The organism is Flavobacterium arabinosi, from assembly GCF_048158725.1.
Taxonomy (GTDB): domain Bacteria; phylum Bacteroidota; class Bacteroidia; order Flavobacteriales; family Flavobacteriaceae; genus Flavobacterium; species Flavobacterium arabinosi.
Window position 1 is genome coordinate 1 of the sequence record NZ_JBLNKX010000004.1, and the last position, 18,733, is coordinate 18,733.

General features: G+C 32.2%; 17 protein-coding genes. 16 read left to right on the plus strand and 1 reads right to left on the minus strand.

Annotated features, from left to right (window positions below):
* Nucleotides 1-247: 247 nt before the first annotated feature.
* From ACM55K_RS09125 to rplT, 5 genes are all read left to right on the plus strand, one after another.
* Nucleotides 248-418 carry a hypothetical protein gene (locus ACM55K_RS09125; protein WP_416849937.1) on the plus strand — a complete coding sequence of 57 codons (171 nt, stop codon included), beginning with the start codon at nucleotides 248-250 and terminating at the stop codon, nucleotides 416-418.
* Between the two features lie 160 nt (nucleotides 419-578).
* Nucleotides 579-2,525, plus strand: a complete 1,947-nt coding sequence (gene thrS / locus ACM55K_RS09130; protein WP_416849938.1) for a threonine--tRNA ligase — start codon at nucleotides 579-581, stop codon at nucleotides 2,523-2,525.
* Between the two features lie 16 nt (nucleotides 2,526-2,541).
* On the plus strand, nucleotides 2,542-3,099 hold the full coding sequence (gene infC, locus ACM55K_RS09135) for a translation initiation factor IF-3 (protein WP_369699884.1): 558 nt from the start codon (nucleotides 2,542-2,544) through the stop codon (nucleotides 3,097-3,099).
* Between the two features lie 116 nt (nucleotides 3,100-3,215).
* Entirely contained in the window at nucleotides 3,216-3,413 is a 198-nt protein-coding gene (gene rpmI / locus ACM55K_RS09140; RefSeq protein ID WP_022827375.1) for a 50S ribosomal protein L35, read from the plus strand.
* Between the two features lie 98 nt (nucleotides 3,414-3,511).
* Nucleotides 3,512-3,856, plus strand: coding sequence for a 50S ribosomal protein L20 (rplT, locus tag ACM55K_RS09145; RefSeq protein WP_091205336.1), 345 nt, complete (start codon nucleotides 3,512-3,514; stop codon nucleotides 3,854-3,856).
* Between the two features lie 103 nt (nucleotides 3,857-3,959).
* On the opposite strand, the gene ACM55K_RS09150 is transcribed toward rplT, so the two are convergent.
* On the minus strand, nucleotides 3,960-4,817 hold the full coding sequence (locus ACM55K_RS09150) for a hypothetical protein (protein WP_416849939.1): 858 nt from the start codon (nucleotides 4,815-4,817) through the stop codon (nucleotides 3,960-3,962).
* 347 nt (nucleotides 4,818-5,164) lie between these two features.
* Between ACM55K_RS09150 and ACM55K_RS09155 the strand changes: the two genes are divergently transcribed.
* The 11 genes from ACM55K_RS09155 to ACM55K_RS09205 all read left to right on the plus strand — a co-directional run bounded on the left by ACM55K_RS09155 (nucleotide 5,165) and on the right by ACM55K_RS09205 (nucleotide 18,723).
* On the plus strand, nucleotides 5,165-5,341 hold the full coding sequence (locus tag ACM55K_RS09155; RefSeq protein ID WP_416849940.1) for a hypothetical protein: 177 nt from the start codon (nucleotides 5,165-5,167) through the stop codon (nucleotides 5,339-5,341).
* 68 nt (nucleotides 5,342-5,409) lie between these two features.
* Nucleotides 5,410-7,134 carry a tetratricopeptide repeat-containing sensor histidine kinase gene (locus tag ACM55K_RS09160; protein ID WP_416849941.1) on the plus strand — a complete coding sequence of 575 codons (1,725 nt, stop codon included), beginning with the start codon at nucleotides 5,410-5,412 and terminating at the stop codon, nucleotides 7,132-7,134.
* A 10-nt stretch (nucleotides 7,135-7,144) separates the two neighbouring features.
* Entirely contained in the window at nucleotides 7,145-7,813 is a 669-nt protein-coding gene (locus ACM55K_RS09165; RefSeq protein WP_416849942.1) for a DNA-binding transcriptional response regulator, read from the plus strand.
* A 216-nt stretch (nucleotides 7,814-8,029) separates the two neighbouring features.
* The gene (locus ACM55K_RS09170) at nucleotides 8,030-8,299 is read left to right on the plus strand and encodes a hypothetical protein (RefSeq protein ID WP_416849943.1); all 270 of its coding nucleotides are present in this window, start codon (nucleotides 8,030-8,032) and stop codon (nucleotides 8,297-8,299) included.
* Nucleotides 8,300-8,836: 537 nt separating this feature from the next.
* A complete protein-coding gene (locus ACM55K_RS09175; RefSeq protein WP_416849944.1) occupies nucleotides 8,837-9,238 on the plus strand; it encodes a DUF6565 domain-containing protein in 402 nt (133 codons plus the stop codon).
* Nucleotides 9,235-10,776 (plus strand): hypothetical protein, encoded by a 1,542-nt coding sequence (locus tag ACM55K_RS09180; protein WP_416849945.1) that lies wholly within the window; start codon nucleotides 9,235-9,237, stop codon nucleotides 10,774-10,776. The genes ACM55K_RS09175 and ACM55K_RS09180 overlap by 4 nt, the downstream gene beginning before the upstream one ends.
* Before the next feature lie 26 nt (nucleotides 10,777-10,802).
* Complete coding sequence (locus ACM55K_RS09185) at nucleotides 10,803-11,141, plus strand: hypothetical protein (protein ID WP_416849946.1); 339 nt, start codon at nucleotides 10,803-10,805, stop codon at nucleotides 11,139-11,141.
* Nucleotides 11,142-11,159: 18 nt separating this feature from the next.
* Nucleotides 11,160-12,815 (plus strand): hypothetical protein, encoded by a 1,656-nt coding sequence (locus ACM55K_RS09190; RefSeq protein ID WP_416849947.1) that lies wholly within the window; start codon nucleotides 11,160-11,162, stop codon nucleotides 12,813-12,815.
* 7 nt (nucleotides 12,816-12,822) lie between these two features.
* Nucleotides 12,823-16,725 (plus strand): hypothetical protein, encoded by a 3,903-nt coding sequence (locus ACM55K_RS09195; RefSeq protein WP_416849948.1) that lies wholly within the window; start codon nucleotides 12,823-12,825, stop codon nucleotides 16,723-16,725.
* 41 nt (nucleotides 16,726-16,766) lie between these two features.
* On the plus strand, nucleotides 16,767-18,140 hold the full coding sequence (locus tag ACM55K_RS09200) for a hypothetical protein (protein ID WP_416849949.1): 1,374 nt from the start codon (nucleotides 16,767-16,769) through the stop codon (nucleotides 18,138-18,140).
* Nucleotides 18,141-18,156: 16 nt separating this feature from the next.
* Nucleotides 18,157-18,723, plus strand: a complete 567-nt coding sequence (locus tag ACM55K_RS09205; RefSeq protein WP_416849950.1) for a TerD family protein — start codon at nucleotides 18,157-18,159, stop codon at nucleotides 18,721-18,723.
* The last annotated feature ends 10 nt before the right edge of the window (nucleotides 18,724-18,733 follow it).

The window sequence follows — 18,733 nt, forward strand, 5'->3', positions numbered from 1 at the left end:
ATAAATTCTCTACTTAGATTCATACTACTTGCCAGTTTATTAAAGAACGTCTGCGTCATTGCGGGTGCAAAACTACACCCTTTATTCGCTTTAACAAGCTTTTTTAAACCTTTTTTTTAAAGTTATATTAACTTAAACTTTAAGATACTGAAAACATGACTCTTGGAACTCCAAGTTTTCCCTCTCCCCTCCCGAAGCTTCGGGACTCTCCGAAGAAAAGGTTGACTTTACGTATAAAAAAACATAGATGTCATTACATACAAGCAATCCTATTACTACTTTCTTCAATCTATTGAAACTTCCTAAACAACAAGGTTTATTGTCGTTATTAACGGATTGTACCTCCAAAACGACTCCCCTAGCCCCGATAGCAGTGGAAATCCTTTTCTCTCATTTCTTTTACGAGAGAAAAGATTGAAACGAATAGCGGGAAATAGCTCTTAAATAGAAACATTCGTTCTTTACCTATATATAAGGAGTGCCGATTTAGTTTTTACATCTATATGATAACAAACCTTACATATATATTGTATGTATTTTTGTAATGGTCTATATTTGCATTCTTAAAATAATAAACAATGATTAAGATTACTTTGCCCGATGGGTCGATTAAAGAGTTTGCTCCTGGGATTACTCCTATGGATGTTGCCAAGAGCATTAGTGAAGGATTTGCCAGAAATGTAATTTCGGCTTCTTTTGATGGTACAACTGTGGAAACCACAACTCCTTTGACAACGGACGGCAGTCTTATATTATATACATGGAATGATGCTGATGGGAAAAAAGCTTTTTGGCATTCGACTTCTCACGTTATGGCACAGGTTCTTGAAGAATTGTACCCCGGAATAAAATTAACTCTTGGACCAGCAATATCTAATGGATTTTATTATGATGTAGATTTTGAAGACCAGAAAATTACAGATGCTGACTTCAAAAAAATTGAGGATCGTGTCCTTGAAATATCAAGAGGAAAACATGAGTTCAAACTACGTCCTGTTTCTAAAGCAGAAGCTTTGGAATTATACAAAGACAATGTTTATAAAACTGAATTGATCACCAATCTTGAGGACGGAACGATTACGTTTTGCGATCATGATACGTTTACTGATTTATGCCGTGGTGGCCATATTCCAAATACTGGAATCATCAAAGCGATGAAGATTATGAGTGTTGCTGGTGCTTACTGGCGTGGTGACGAGAAAAACAAACAGTTGACCCGTGTTTACGGAACTTCGTTTCCTAAACAAAAGGATTTAACTGAATACTTAGAATTACTTGAGGAAGCAAAGCGTCGAGACCACAGAAAACTAGGAAAAGAACTTGAGCTGTTTGCTTTTTCACAAAAAGTAGGTGCAGGATTGCCATTGTGGTTACCGAAAGGCGCTGCTTTAAGAGATCGACTAGAACAGTTTTTGAAAAAAGCACAAAAAAAAGGCGGATATGAGCAAGTGATTACGCCGCACATTGGTCAGAAAGAATTATATGTAACTTCAGGGCATTATGCTAAATATGGCGCTGATAGTTTTCAACCTATAAGTACTCCGGCCGAAGGAGAAGAGTTTTTATTAAAACCAATGAACTGTCCTCATCACTGTGAAATTTATAATGTACGTCCGTGGTCATACAAAGATTTACCTAAGCGTTATGCTGAATTTGGTACCGTTTACAGATACGAACAAAGTGGTGAATTACACGGTTTAACTCGTGTAAGAGGATTTACTCAAGATGATGCTCATATTTTTTGTACTCCGGAACAACTTGACGAAGAGTTTAAAAAAGTAATTGACTTAGTACTATATGTCTTTGGTTCATTAGGATTTGAAAATTTTACAGCCCAAATTTCTTTGAGAGATAAAGAGAATAGAGATAAGTATATAGGTAGCGATGAAAATTGGGAAAAGGCGGAAAATGCGATTATCAATGCCGCCAAAGATAAAAATCTAGACACTGTAGTAGAATATGGCGAAGCAGCTTTCTATGGTCCAAAACTGGATTTCATGGTAAAAGATGCTTTGGGAAGACAATGGCAATTAGGAACGATTCAGGTGGATTATAACCTACCGGAACGTTTTGATTTGACTTACAAAGGATCTGATAACGAATTACACAGACCCGTGATGATTCACAGAGCTCCTTTTGGATCAATGGAACGGTTTATTGCTATTTTATTAGAGCATACTGCAGGAAATTTCCCTCTTTGGTTGATGCCTGAACAAGCTATAATATTGTCTTTGAGCGAGAAATATGAAATATATGCGAAAAAAGTTTTAGATTTGCTAGAAAATCACGAAATTCGCGCCCTTGTAGACAATAGAAACGAGACAATTGGCAAGAAAATCAGGGATGCAGAAATGCAAAAAACCCCGTTTATGTTGATTGTAGGTGAGGAAGAAGAGAAAAATGGCACTATTTCTATCCGTCGTCATGGACAGGAAGGAAAAGGAAATATAAGCGTTACAATAGAAGAATTTGTCACTATTGTAAACGAAGAGATCAATAAAACATTAAAAGTATTTACAGTTTAACTTAAATTATAAAGTCATAGCAATAAGAAGCAACAGAGGTTACCAACCTCGCGTAGAAAAAAAAGATGCCCACAGAATAAACAACCTTATTCGTGGTGTACAAGAAGTAAGACTTGTAGGAGAGAACATTGAGCCAGGAGTTTTTAAACTTTCAGAAGCTTTAAGATTAGCAGATCAATTTGAATTGGATCTTGTTGAGATTTCTCCTAATGCAGAACCACCGGTTTGCAAAATCATGGATTACAAGAAATTTGTTTACGAACAAAAGAAACGTGATAAAGTCTTAAAAGCGAAATCTACACAAGTTGTTGTGAAAGAAATCCGTTTTGGTCCACAAACCGATGAGCATGATTATGAGTTTAAGAGAAAGAACGCTGAGAAATTCTTGAAAGAAGGAGCGAAATTGAAAGCTTTCGTTTTCTTTAAAGGACGTTCGATTATCTATAAAGATCAAGGTCAAATCTTATTGTTGAGATTAGCAACAGATCTTGAAGAGTTTGGTAAAGTGGAAGCGATGCCAGTTCTGGAAGGAAAGAGAATGATTATGTTCATTGCTCCTAAGAAAAAGAAATAATTATTTGCTGTAAGCAATAAGCAATAAGCCGGGTTACTTAAACTTTGCTTAAAGCATAAGCGCATATAGCTTTTGAAAAATAAGTAAGTAAGAATAAATTAAAACACTAGGAAAAAATGCCTAAAATGAAAACCAAATCTAGCGCCAAGAAACGTTTTAAAGTTACTGGTTCTGGAAAGATTAAAAGAAAGCATGCTTTTAAAAGTCACATCTTGACTAAAAAATCTAAAAAACGTAAATTAGCATTGACACACTCTGCGCTAGTTCACAAAACAGATATGAAAAGCATCAAACAACAATTAAGAATTATATAATTCTTTAGGTTAAAACAATTTAAAATAACCTTGGAGTATGGCTTTTAAGTTCTCTTGATTTAATTCGGGACGCCTGCTACAAAAAAAACAATAAAATTATGCCAAGAGCGGTAAATTCAGTTGCTAAAAGAGCAAGAAGAAAAAAAATAATGAAGCAAGCCAAAGGTTTCTTTGGTAGACGTAAAAACGTTTGGACAGTTGCTAAGAACGCGGTAGAGAAAGCAATGTGCTACGCTTACCGTGATAGAAAAGTGAACAAAAGAAATTTCCGTGCATTATGGATTCAACGTATCAACGCAGGAGCCAGATTGGAAGGAATGTCTTATTCACAATTCATGGGTAAAGTAAAAGCTAACGGAATCGAATTGAACCGTAAAGTTCTTGCAGATTTAGCGATGAATCACCCTGAAGCTTTCAAAGCAGTACTTAATAAAGTAAAATAAACGTTTTATCAACTCAATTTAGATTACTTACTTATATAAAACCTCAATCGAAAGATTGGGGTTTTTTGCTTAAATACGGTCCTACTGTACTGTTTCTAAACAATCATTCCGTTAAATTATACTTTTCAATAATATACTTGGTTATAGGCTTTAGTGGTTTCCCTGTTACTGGGTGAAATCCCGCGATATTAAAAAGCTCTATCGCTCCATCACGTTTACAATACCAAACTACAGGCTTATCCTTATTAAAGAAATCTAACGTACTATCACAATCCAATTTTTTCAATTTCATCGCAGCCTCATCAATGGTACTAATGAACCCTGCCTGTCCATTCTCCTTCAAGCAATCTACGGCTATATAATAATTTCCCTCCCACTGCATACATTCCTTTTTTGGAAAAAAAACTCCTTTTACAGTATATCCCATAAAAAACAAGGATAACAATACCGCAAAAAACATCACTGTCTTTTTTCCTATCTTATCATTTCCTGTTAAGGCAACCTTTTCGATGAATTTTCCAAAAGGAAGAGTATCTATAAACGATTCCTTTTCTTCAACAAATAAAGAAACTTCTGGATTTCCTCTTTCGCTAATTTTATCATTAAGCAAATACTTATTGTAAGGTCTTGGATTAAAATTAACCAGAATGGCTGCCAATTCTATTCTTGTTGTATTCTCAGAATCTTTCTCCCCTTTTAAAAATGATATTATAGGTTTGAATTTTCCAATATCAAAATTCTCAATCGTTTTTCTCAAATCCCCCTCTTCTTTCACATTAAAGAATATTCTAAATGAATTCCCATCGGTCTTCGTTAAGCTATTATCAAGTTTCATCAAACATAGATTTCGCAATTGAGCAGGTGTAGGATTTAATAAAATACCAGAGACATCATCAATTTTCGATACCTCATATTTAACTCTAATAGCACTCTTATACTCTTCAAAAGTAATTTTGTTCATACGCATTTATTGGAATTATTCGGAATTCTCTGGAAACCTTCAGAAATAGCGGAATGATCGGAATTCCATTAAAATTATTCAACAGAGACAGCATTCCTTTGCTACAGAATCAGTTCCTGTTTTGAATTGCAATCAAGACAAATGTACAAAACTAGTTCTAAAAAAAAGTGTTGCAAAACAGCATCTTATGTTTATTCGGGAAGTATAAATAATACTATTCTGTTTCCGCACACTTCACTTCCCAAAAAGCAAAAGAACAAAATGTTTTTAATGGCTAGCCTACTCAGGCAAAGATTCGATTTCAATATCGGACCGCCCAATCTATGTCTAATTTTTAATTCTAAAAAATGAAAAGAATAATTCTAGTATCGTGTTATATCATTGCATGTGTTGCAATGGTTTCTTGTTCCAATGATGAAGTGGAAACATCTCCAAACAATAATAAACAGCAAGTATCCGCCGATGCCCCTGCAGATCCAATTGACGGACAAAATGGTCAAACTCCGGTTCCTCCTCCTAGATAAAAGTAAAATAAAACAAAATCATAAATAGAATAGTAATCAAATTTAATTAATTTCTGTATTTTCGGGGGATGAAACTTAAAAAGTTAAATTCCCCGTTTTTTATTTTATCCATTCTTTTGTCTATCGGACTTTTATCCTGCAAAAAAGAAGTAACCATTACAGCTAAACCAAAAAATAATTCGGAATATCAACACTATTATACACTTGCTGAAAAATATTTTGAAAACAAAAAAAACGATAGAGCCTTCTATTATTATAATAAAATAAAATCTATTTCCGATGTTTCAACAGATCGTGAAAAGATAATTTATTCATTACTAAAAATGGCCATCATTCAACAAAATGAAGGGGATTATTCAAGTAGTGAAACTACAGCGACTGAAGTAATATCACTATTTCAAAAAAACACAAACCCAGCTTATAAATGTGCCATTTTTAATCTATTAGGTATTAACTATGAAAACCTATATGATTATAATAATGCAATTTATTATTACAATCAAGCCTATAATCAAGCGGATAATGAATTACAGAAAGTAGTACTTAAGAACAATATTGCAGTGATATATATGGATAAAGAAGATTATCAACATGCCATACAAATTCTTTTTCCTTTGACTCTAAATAAAAAGATTTCAAACAGTGATGAGAACAAAGCAAGAGTACTAGATAATTTGGGCTATTGTTACTTTAAAATTGGTGATTCAAAAAGCCTTAATTATATGGATCAATCTTTAAAAATAAGAAAACAGATAGAAGATAGCTTTGGAATAATGGCAAGTTATATTCATTTTTCTGAATTCTATAAAGATGTTAATTCTAAAAAATCTAATAGCTATGCAAGAATGGCCTATCAAAAAGCCACAGAAATAAACAGTGTAAATATTCGATTGAAATCATTAGCACTATTGATCGAAAATAGTATTGGGAATGAATCAAAAAAATTCTCAATGTTACACCTGCTTATTAATGATAGTATTAATAAAGTGAGACAAAAAGCAAAAAATCAATTTGCTAAAATGAAATATGACTCTAAAAAAGAAAAAGAAGAAAATTTAAAACTAAAAGCCCAAAAAGCGGAGAATGCTCTTCAATTAGAACAACAAAAAAACAGAAGCCAACTCTTATATTTTGTTGTTGGAATTATCATTTTGATTAGTATTTTCATATCCCATTTTCTTATAAATAAAAGTAAAAGAGAAAAAATAAAAATTTCGTACGACACCGAGATTCGAATTGCAAAAAAACTACATGATGAGTTGGCTAACGACGTTTATCATACTATGGCCTTTGCTGAAACTCAAGATTTATCCAACAGCCAAAACAAAGAAAAATTGCTTAACAATTTGGACATTATATATTCCAGAACACGAAACATTTCCAAGGAAAATAGTACTATCGAGACAGGATCTCTTTTTATATTCAACTTGAAAGACATGCTGTCCGGATTCAACACTAGTGAAGTCAATATATTGACTAATGGAATTGATACTATCAATTGGACAACTTTAGAAAACAATAAGAAAATAACTGTTTATCGCGTGCTGCAAGAATTACTTGTCAACATGAAAAAGCATAGTCAATGTAGTTTAGTAATACTAACTTTCAAAAAAAATGAAAATAAATTACAAATAGATTATACTGATAACGGCGTGGGAGCGACATTTGACGAAAAAAAATCAAAAAATGGGCTACAGAATGTGGAAAACCGCATTCAGGCTATAAAAGGAACAACTACTTTTGATAAAAAATCCAATAAAGGATTCAAAGTAAATATTATTTTTCCAATATAATCATAGCCTTATGTTTCATAAAGTTTTAGTTGCCGAAGATTTAGACAGTATCAGTATGACAGTTGTTCAAGCACTTGAGGAACTTTCTGTTGTAGAAATTCACCATGCAAAATACTGTGATGATGCTTTTTTGAAAATAAAAAAGGCACTTCATGACGAAGTACCTTTTGATTTATTGATAAGTGATTTGTCATTTAAACCAGACCATCGAGAAAATAGGTTCTCTACAGGTGAGGAATTAATTGACGCTGTAAAAAAAGTACAGCCAAACATCAAAACAATAGTATTTTCTATTGAAGACAAATCTTTTAGAATAAAATCCCTTTTTAATAATTGTGGAATTAATGCCTACGTATCTAAGGGGCGTAACAGTATCCCTCAACTTAAAAATGCTGTTCAAAACATATTTAACAGTGATAAGAAAATCATTTCTCCTGAATTGTCTCATCTATTAATAGACAAATCAATCTTGGAAATTGAAGCCTATGACATTTCTCTTTTGAAATTTTTATCTAAAGGATTAATTTTAGACGAAATAGCATTAGAATTTAAAAAATCCGGCATCACTCCCAATGGAAGCAGCAGTATAGAAAAACGAATCAATAAACTCAAAATATACTTCAAGGCCAGTAATAATGTACATCTTATTTCCATAACCAAAGATTTAGGATTGGTATAATCTTCTGCACCGTCCTCTTTAAAAAACTAGAACAAAAATCACACAGTTTCAAATTTAATTATTACTCCCTTTAATTTGATTAAATTGGTAATTACTAATCGTTGGAATTGAATATTTTTCAATTTTTTGAAAATAATTACCCCTTTTACGGTTTCCCGTAAAGAATTAATTTTTATTAGAATTACGTTTGGCTTGTTTAACTTTAAAACTTCAAAAATGGCCAATTTCACCAGTACGGACTTAGCATTTACAGGATACACGATTGATCTTAATAATCCTGAAAATTACAATGTAGTTTATATAGATAAAACAGCAGAATTTGAAGTAGTTCATTTCTGCAATCAGTTTTTAGAAAAATATAAAGTTCCTCAAACAAAAGCAAGCTTTCAAAAAGTAGAAAGTTTTTTGCAACACTCTCTTTTAGAACATCAAGTTTACCGAGAAGAATTATTAGACTGGATTGCGAGCAACTGGATTAAATTATAGTTGGTTCTTAACCTATTTTTTCTAAAATAAAGGAACTAATTCCAAATATCCTCTGGAATCAAAAAAATATTTTTTGACCTGATACTCCCATTATTTGTTAGAAAACGACTATGGAATACTTTTTTTTACCAAAATGAGGTTTCCCGTAAAGAAGTGATTTTTAATGATAGTAAGTTTGGTGTCAGCTATAAAAAGCAAGCCTATGATACCTTAATTTTCTGAATTTAGATTTGTTACTTTCAAAACAACTCTACTATTTATGGATTATAGAATCTTTTATTTCTATATGTAATATTTTTTTGGGGAGGGGGTAATCGACAAGAATCTGGAAGAACATAAAGAAGCGATTTTTTACGGGGTTAGGTTGGGAAGAAAAGGTTAAATAATCAATAATTTAGATACTATGAAAACTGAAATGAATACACCGATTGTTTATGATGTACAAAAAGGGAGCTATTATTACATGATGGGCTCAAAAAAACTTTAGTAATTGAAGTGCAAAACAATTTCTTAAATTATAGAAACAACTCTAATACAATGTTTAGAAAATCATGTTATACACTCCTATTTGTAACGCTATTGTCAGCCTGTAGTTTGGATAATAATCGAGAATCCTATATCTCAAACTTAGATTCTTTTGTTAAATCTACATCTGAAAACTATAAAAATTTTGAGGAAGAAGATTGGAAAAAAGCAGATAGCCTCTTTGCTAATTTTCAAACCGTTGGACATAAAAAATGGAAATCTGAATTCACTCCCGAAGAATCGGTTCATGTAAACGAGTTGATGGGTAAATATCATGCCATAAAAGTTAAAGCAGGTATATTGAATTTAAAGGAAGGTGTGAATGATATGATTCAACAAGCAGTTTCTTTTATTAACAAAATTGCAACAGACTCAACCTTAACAAAACAACAAATAAATTATAATAAATTATGAAACAATACTATCTTATTTCTATAGTAATAATGTCGTCATTCTTATTTTTAGGATGTCCAAGTACAGAAAAAAATGATCCATTCATTGCCATGAATTTTGATGCTTATGATGCAGGTCTCAATAAAAGAGTCGAAGCCTATCAAGATGCAACATTTCCAAATCTTGCCAATACAAAAGCAGGAAATCCATCAATGTATATTGATTTTTCAAGTGGAATTTTTCAAGCTTTTAAAAACAATCCAACTAATAGTAATTTACTAAAAGCAGTTTATGGAAACTTGTCAGGAGATTTAGATGTCTTTATGTTGAATAATGATTCTATTCAGCCTTTAATAAACAGCGATCCCAATTTAGTAGGTAAAATGGTTGTAGATCAAAATTCTTATGATGGCATATATGCGCCAATAAAAGACGCAGTTTCAAAAATTGTAAGCAAGAACAATGATGCTTTGCTAGTTAGTGATTTTGAAGAATACTATCCTGAATCATCCGGTAGATCTGAAATTTTGGACATTCCTTACCTAAAAGAATCATTTATTAAATGGCTTTCTAAAGGGAATACCATCCGTTTTTATGTTTCAAATTATAAAGAAAACGGGATTGATAAACACTTGTATTTTACTGTTTTTAATTGTGGTAATTCGTCAAAATCAAGTATGCTTTCAAAGGTTGAAAATTCGCTTTATTCTTTACCGTATTTTGATCTTTCAAATAAATCTTTTAAACTATCTCAGGAATATGGTGGAGAAAAAACAGGTGGTATTTTCTATGATATTACTGGTAAAGATGAAAAGCAAAAAAATCTTTTAGACTTGAATAGGGAGACCTATGTAAATGGTTTACAAAATAATAACAATTTCGAATTTTATCAGTTTGGATTGGACTGGTCAACAATAGGTGAATTAAAAAGTGTATACCAAGAGCAAAATCAATTTAAAGATTTTTTCAGAAAATTATTTATTGATGTAAGCGATGAAGATGCATATTCCATTGGAGCCTTAGATGTAAAAGTTTATGATGTTTCTGAAGATTTTGAACAGTTTTCGAAATGCAGAGAAGTGTTAAACCACAAGCCAAAATTTGAAAAAGGGAGTAATGGCGAAGATAAATTTAAAGAAGGTCAAATTGATGATATTGCTCTTTCATGTTATGACACTAAAGGGAAAGTGCTCAAAGATTGGATCTATAAAAGAAACCCGAATGTAAATCTACCGGAAGTATTTTCTTTAAATAATGAATTATTTAGAAACACCAAAAAATCAAATAAGAAAAAAGTTGAATTAGGTGTTTCTTTCGACACAAAATTTAATTTAAAAAATGTAACTAATCCCATAGGTTTAATTAGAGTAGACATAGTTATCAATACTGCAAACCCTAATATTTCGAATTCGAAGCTTGATATGTTTAAATGGTCATCTACAACCAAAAAAGGCTCTCAAAACTTAGCTCTTTTTGAATCAATAAAAAACACACTTACTGATGTAAAAGTAAAACCTGAAAATAAAGTCATTTACTCCTATTATATAAATACACTTTAATAATTACTAACCAAAAAACAAACAAAATGGAATCAACAACAGCTTACATTATCTCTCTTATTACATCATTCGTGTTTTTATTATTAGCTGCATTTATTGCAAATGCTATAAAATTTGAAGGCGGAAGTAATCCAAAAGACCCACAACAAAGAAAAATGTGGTTTTGGGTTCTTGCAATTCTATGTCCTGTTGTAATTTTTTTACTTGGATATTTCGTCTTTAAACCGGATGCTAATATTATGATTGTCAATAAATATATGACCGCACTAAGCATAGGCACTGGTATCGGTTTTATGGTTTACATTATCATAGGCTTTGGATTAAGCAAAATGTTCAAAAATGGTAAAGTAGGAAACTGGTTTTAATACTTAAAAAAAATATAAATGGATAAATTATTTGTAATAGCAATTGGTGGCACAGGAATGCGATGTTTAGAATCCTTTACACATTTAAGTGCAATTGGCATGTTCGATAATCAAGAAATTGAGATACTGACATTAGATACTGACCAAACAAATGGTAATAAAGGGAAAGTTGAACAGCAAATAGAGTTGTATAACCGTATCAAAACTTCTACAACGGCAGAAGGAGGCACACCCAATGCCAATACTTTTTTTTCGGCAAAATTAAATTTATATAAGTTTTGGACTAATTATTCTGGTTTAGGCAGAGAAAATTACAAGAATATTACAAAAATTTCCACAGGATCGCCTGAACAACAAAAATCAAATAAATTAATATCTGATTTATTTCTAGATAACAATTCTGTTCAGGAATTTGGCTTAGCACACGGCTATAGAGCACAAACACATTTAGGTTCTATGCTAATGTATCACGGGATAGTTGAGGCAGCTCGCAATATTGCTAAAGGTACAGACGTTCAGTCTCAAGAAAGAGATTTAGATGGATTTGTTTCCAAATTAGAGAAAGCAGGTGTAAATGCAAGGGTTTTTATATTCGGTTCTATATTTGGGGGAACAGGAGCGTCTTCAATACCGGTTATTCCAAAAGCATTACAAGATTTTGTAAAAATACGTTCAGGAGGTATCTCAACTATTGATTTATCGAAAGCCAAGTTTGGATCAACATTATTAACTGAATATTTCACTTTCAAGAAGCCGGACGATAAACAAAAATCAACTAAAGAAAATAGCGTTATTGCAGATTCGTCTTTTTTTCCATTAAATAGTCAAGCTGCACTTCAATTCTATCAAAGTGATCCAACTGTCCAAAAAAGCTATAAAATATTATACCACATTGGTTGGCCAATTGAAAGTAAAAAAATTGATGAGGATAATTCCGGAAATGAAACAATAACAGGTGGGTCGAATCAGAAAAACCCTTGTCATATCACGGAACTATTGTGTTCTTGTGCTGCCTATGATTTTTTTACCCGCAAAACTGGCTTTGATGGGGCTAAAGCAGAATATTTATACAAGGCAGTAGAGTTCAATAATAATTCTTTCAACTTCTCTTTTGATGATTTTGTTGGTAATATAAACAAAGCTGGAGAAACTTTTGCAAATCGTTTAGGCGCTTTTTTCTCATTGGCTCACATTTGTTTAGCAAAAAATCGTGCGGCTGTGGGAGATAGTGGATTAAAGGGTTTTATAAGGCAATTCGAAAATCAAGAAATGAAGGATTACAGTACAATTACAGATGCTGAATGTACTGAAATTGATAATTATTTTAAAGATTTTGCCTATGAATTTGACAATGACAAATTCCTTCCCGGTTGGTTATACCAAATCAGAAAGACTGTTGCACCCGGAGCATTTATGTTTGACCCAAAATCATTTCCTGATATGAAATCAGAACTTAATAAAATAGATGTTGGGGCAATCTTTTTGGATAAGAAATACCATTGGTCGGATGATCGTTCTATGAAAAATATTTCAGGAGATCGGTATGATAATTTTGTAAGTAAACTTATTAAATCTAGTTCAGAAGACAAGCAAAATGTAAACACAACCAAAGAGAAATTTTTGGCTCATATTTATAATGCAATTACTATTTCTCAAAACTTCAATTTAAATTAATAGCATTATGGCTGATAATAAAATAAAAGCACTTGCAATAAAAGTTCACCCTAATAAAGAACCCCTGGGTAAAGAATATGCGTGGGAGAAAATTCCGCAATTAGAAAAATTCACCCAGCATATTACCATACCTGAAATTGCAGTTGACAAAGATGGAAACACATCCGTGGATATTGGTTCTATTGTTTCGGGTATGCCAACAGTGTATGCCAGAGCCAATCTGTTTAGAAATGCTTTGGATAATATTGCTGATAAAGATGCCGAGGCTTCGGGATTAATGTTATTTTATAAATCTTTAATCAGCGAATGGAAAGGATTTATTAGTTGTGTCGCATTAAACTATAAAGACATTCAAATTGACAGGGTGCATCTAGCCTATTCTGACGGTAAAAAACTAATGGATACTACTAATATTTATGAGCCGATTGGTGCTTTCGGAAATGTCTTATTTGAAAGGCAACCCTTGTGGTGCGATCAATCGTTAGTAAATAACGCTGATAAAGTTCCTTTTATTGATGTGATTTCCTTTAATGGGAATGTAGTTGGTGGAACTTCACCAGACTCCTTTTTATTTACTTCAGTTTCCTATAGAATTAAAGATAGATTACCATTTATAAATGTCAATAATGGGAAATTTATTGATCCACTGCTATCTGAATTAAAGCCTGATGAACTCTCGAGCATATATGGTTATGCAAAACATATTCTTAACAATATCGAGAAATTCAGAACAAACTTTGATGGATTAGAAGAATTTCTTAAACCAAATTATGGTAATATTGGAGGTTGCATTCAAAATTGGATGGCTGACATGGTTAAATTCCAAGAATTAAAAGGGTATCCAAAATTAGAAAATCAAACGCCTCCAGAAGTTGGTACCATTTTTAAATTTCCGTTTAGTGTCTTATTCAATTATTCGACAGAATTATATGGTTCTGAAGGAATAATATCCGTTGATGCAAATTTAGAAGGGAATATATCTTTTGATCCAAAAGATTTATTACTTCCGGATTCTACGGAAATTGCACAAATTGATTTTGGAAGAGAAGGTGTGGAAACAAAGAATTATTTAAAATCTAAACCCATTCTATTATTAGAAGCGGAAACTAAAGGTCAACCCAATAATTATGCCTATTTTACATTGCCACTTACCCCCTTGGCATTAAATGTATTTGGCAAAAATTTGAATGCCTTAGTAGGATTAGATGAATCATCAAGTGTTAAATCTAGGATTTCTGCAATATATGACCCTAATGATAAAGATGGCGAAAAATTAATTGTTCAACTGAAATTATTCACCCAAACAGGTAATGAAATTACAAAACAAGTAGTTTACAACGTAACTCGTGATTCTATCCTTGGGCAAGATATTTTAATGTGGCCCAATTTTATTTCCAAACAATGGAATAGGTATTTCCTTTTTTCAGAGATTCCGCATAATGATGCAAAATTTCAAGCTACCCCATTTTTGGGAGATGTAAATGATGATTTTTTCAGAATCGTACTTGATGATAAAGGTGTACCATTATATTTAGCAAACAAAGGAAAAGCTACTGATATTCCTGAAAAATATGGTAATATTAAAGTGCAGTTGCATATTACTTCTAATAATGCTGTAGCAGATAATGCCTATAAATATGAAATTTATGAGAGCAACCAACCTTTTAAAGGCATAAAATTTTCACATGCTGGAATTGATTGTGGTTTTGGGATTATACGTTATGACGGAACAGGTAACAATGACATGTTGCCAACTAACATGCTCAAAAATCCGATAGTAGATTTATCGCCTGCCTATTTAGGGGTTGACTTTGGCAGTACAAATTCATCAATAGCCTATTATTCTGAAAGAGATTTAAAAGTTTGTGATAATCTAATATTAAAAAATAGACGTGTCTCGCTATTATCTAATGATGCGAAAAATAATGATGAAAGACCAGCGGTTGAGGACGAAATCTTCTTCTTCCAAAATGACGAGATAATTACTAATTCTATAAAATCTGTTTTAACTATACACGACCCGAGAAGGTTGTCAAATAAAGATAATATTTCTCATGATTCATTGGCCGCACAAGCAGTAAAAGGAGGTTTTCCTTGTTTTGAAAAAAATCTTCCAATTGAGAATGCTATAAACAATCGGTACATTTTAAATTATAATAGAGTTGGAAAGGCGGAATTAGTTTATAATATGAAGTGGTCGACACAAAGTATTGATAAAAGCTATAAAACAGCTTACCTAAGTTCTTTACTATTACATGTTTATGCTCAATTATTTATTGAAAATCACGAACCTAAAACACTAAAATGGTCTTATCCTTCTTCTATGGGTAAGGGATTATTGACTGAATATCAAGGTATTTGGAATTCTCTAAAAGAGGTAAGTCCTATTGTGAGTAAAGGTCCATCTTTAGAAATATTCTCACCATCTGATCTTGCTGATCTTGGAGATACTTCAGGTAATTCTTGGAATACTGAAAGTAATTCGAGTTTGGGTAATCCCGATAACAATTCAACTTCTGGTTGGGGTCCATCTATAGGTAATGTTGATGCATGGGGGAGTAATAGCCAACCTCCAGCAGCTTCCGGTTGGCCCGATGAAAGTTTAAATAAAAATAAAAAATCAGTAGTAGAGATCGCAACAGAAACAGAGCCTATTCGTTTTGATTTTAAAGTTTTAGGAGATAAAGAATCTTTAACAGAGGCTTGTGCTGTAGCAAATTACCTGGTTAGACCAAATGGAGGTTATACTTTAGGTCCTGGAGAATTAGTCTTGTGTTTTGATATTGGAGGAAGTACTACCGATATTACTGCATTATGTCAGATGGATGGCGGTAAAGCTATGATTAAGCAGAATTCAATTCGTTTTGCCGCTCAACGTGTTGCTGAAGCAACAAGGTTTTCTCCAAATTTCAAATCGGTTTTATTGAAAATGTGCGATAAGAAAAAAATAAAAATAGAAGGATTAAATACACCCAACAATAAATTTAATGAAAATACTGCACCATATTATTTTGAACAGGTAGTTGATAGGTTAGACGCCTCTGATTTTGATGATTTTTACCGTTTAATTGCTGCGGATTGTAAGGAAATGATGAGTGTAAACTTGTATGTTACAGGCTTAATTATGTATTACGCAGGTCAGTTAGCGTATAAGCTAAGGACAGAAATCGTTAAGTCTGAAGATGCTCCACAAGCGGTTAAGGCATTAGCTCCAAAAATAAAAATTGCATTTGCCGGTAAAGGAGCAAGAATTTTTGATTGGTTTAGCGCAGTAAATTCTAAAGCAGCTGACGATTATTATACTCAAATGTTTATTAGAGGTATTGGAGGAGAGTCAATAGCAAAAACGACCATAACTCCAATATCGCTAAATCCATTAAAGATAATCGATATTAATAGTCAGAAATCAGAGAATAATGCTGATGTAAAATATGAAGTTTCAAAAGGTTTGGCAATACCTACTAATCAAACAAGATTACTTGTACCAAGAAACAAAAATGCAATTGAGGTTTTAGGTGAAGATAACTTTTGTGTAGTAACTCCTAATGGAGAATTTAAATACTTAGATTCATCTAATTCTGTGACACCTGAAATGATGGAACATATAGGAGACTCTTTTATTTGCCTTCCTCCACAAGGCAAACCACATTGCCCAAGATTCATGGACTTCGCAGATTTATTTTTTAAAGTTTCTTCATCTATTTTTGGGCTAAAAATGACCCAATCAGATTTTATGACTGGTTTTCAGGATATGAATATTGAAAATTATATTAAGGGTGATCCACAATATATTGAAGCTCAAAAAAGTAAGAATGACCAGAAAAAATTTGATTATGTGGCACCAATCATCATTTTAGAGGGCATGAAATTTTTTGAAAAACATTTATTAAAAGGGATTCAAAAGCAGTAACCACTATGAATTATTGTGTATTAATAAAAATATCAAAACGTATGGTTTCCTTCTGGTATCTATCAGAAGGAAGTGCTTATGCGCCATTGATAATCAACCATTCAAATGAAGTGCCACTATATTTCTATGTAAATGGGAATGATTTTATTTTCGGGAATGCTGCCAGAGACCGCTTTTATTCAAGCGACCCTAATACTTTTGGTAATTACTTTGAAATTGTAAAAAATCCGAGTAAACATTTCAATATTTATGGGCAACAAAAGTTGGTTAAACAGCTATTTTATTTCGGAATAGAACAATATTTATCCCACTTTATTAATACTATTTTATATAAAAGTGATTCAATTGAATCATATAGACCAAATTTTCCACTTCGATTTCTTTTTGAAACAGATATAGAAGATAAAGAAAAAGCGTTAATTGAAACCCTGTTTACAGAGGCAGGTTATTATAATGTTGAACGGATTAATTACAATGAATCTTTATTTGAAGTGTTGTGCGATAAGGGGGTAATGAGAGCGAACAAATCTGTTTTGTTGCTTAATGGTATTGATAATACATTGTATCTTGAATTATACAAAAACATATCCGAATCTCCAACAGCATCTTCAAAATTAGAAGGTCATGGTGCAGACCCTAGAGTAAAGATTTTGGCAGATATGATTATTGAATATATTATAACTCAAAACTCCTATTTGTCTATTAATAAAGAAATTGAGATCGCGGCACTTTTACCCTACTCGGCTAGTTTATTAGAAAACACAACCCCAATCATTAAAGGGGATGCAATACTTACGGATGGAAAATCTTATTGGTTTAGGATAAACGAAAGAAACCTAAACGACAGATTATTATATTATTCTAATGATAGTATTATTTATACTGCCATTGAGGATTTATTAAAGTCAAACAGAATAAACGTTGAAAACACGACTATATTATTGGGAAGTGAAGAAATAAACACTTCTTATTTTTCAAATAAACTATTAAAAAAATATCCAAATGTAAAAGGAATTGAAACGGTTTGTAGCAATGACACTATGAAATTAGTGTTTTCTAAAATTGCAAAATCTGGTTATTTGGCAAAACGAAAAGTTGTTGTTAAGCCTCCTATTGCTTCAATAGATAAGGCTGACAGTCCTGAAGAAAAGAGACCTGCGTTGCCCATTTTTCTGGTAAATGTTCAAAAGAGTAACGGTCAGGATGTAAATCAAGGAAAGGAAGTAAAAATGCCGAATATTCCTCTACCTCATAAGATTGAATATAAAAAATCTAATGTGCAAGCACCTCCTATATTACCTTCCAAAAAAGAAAATATCAATTCAACTGTAACAAAACCAAAATTACCTGAGGCAAAGAAAAAGAATCCAGTCGTTCTTCCTCCATTACCTCAAAAAAAAACAATAAATAAATAAATAAATAAATATAATTATGGCAATTTCACTAGAAAAAAAGAAACCAATTTCATTGGTAAAAGAAAAACCGGGGCTTCAAAAAATTGTAGCAGGTCTTGGATGGGATGAAGCAACAATCAATGGTCATAAAGTTGACTGTGATGTTTCAGTATTTATGTTAGGGTCTAACGGGAAAATCCCACAAGACGAATTTTTTATTTTTTACAATAATCTTAATTGTCCTGACGGTGCTGTGAAGCATTTAGGAGACAGTCGAGCTGGCGAAGGCGAAGGCGATGATGAATCTGTGAATATAGATTTATCTCGTCTAGACAGTAGAATTGAGTTCTTATATTTTGCTGTAACAATAAATGAGTCTGAGGAAAGAGGACATCATTTTGGCAATGTAGAAAATTCCTATATTAATATCAGAAATGGCATTGACAATTCTATTTTATGTCAATATGAATTAAAAGAAAATTTTAACGGTCAAGACTCACTCATAATTGCATCTATTTCGCGAAACAATGGTGCATGGAATGTTGAAGCATTAGGACAAGCGTTCTCTGGCGGATTAGGAACTCTTATAGAATTATATCAATAAAACGAAAAAA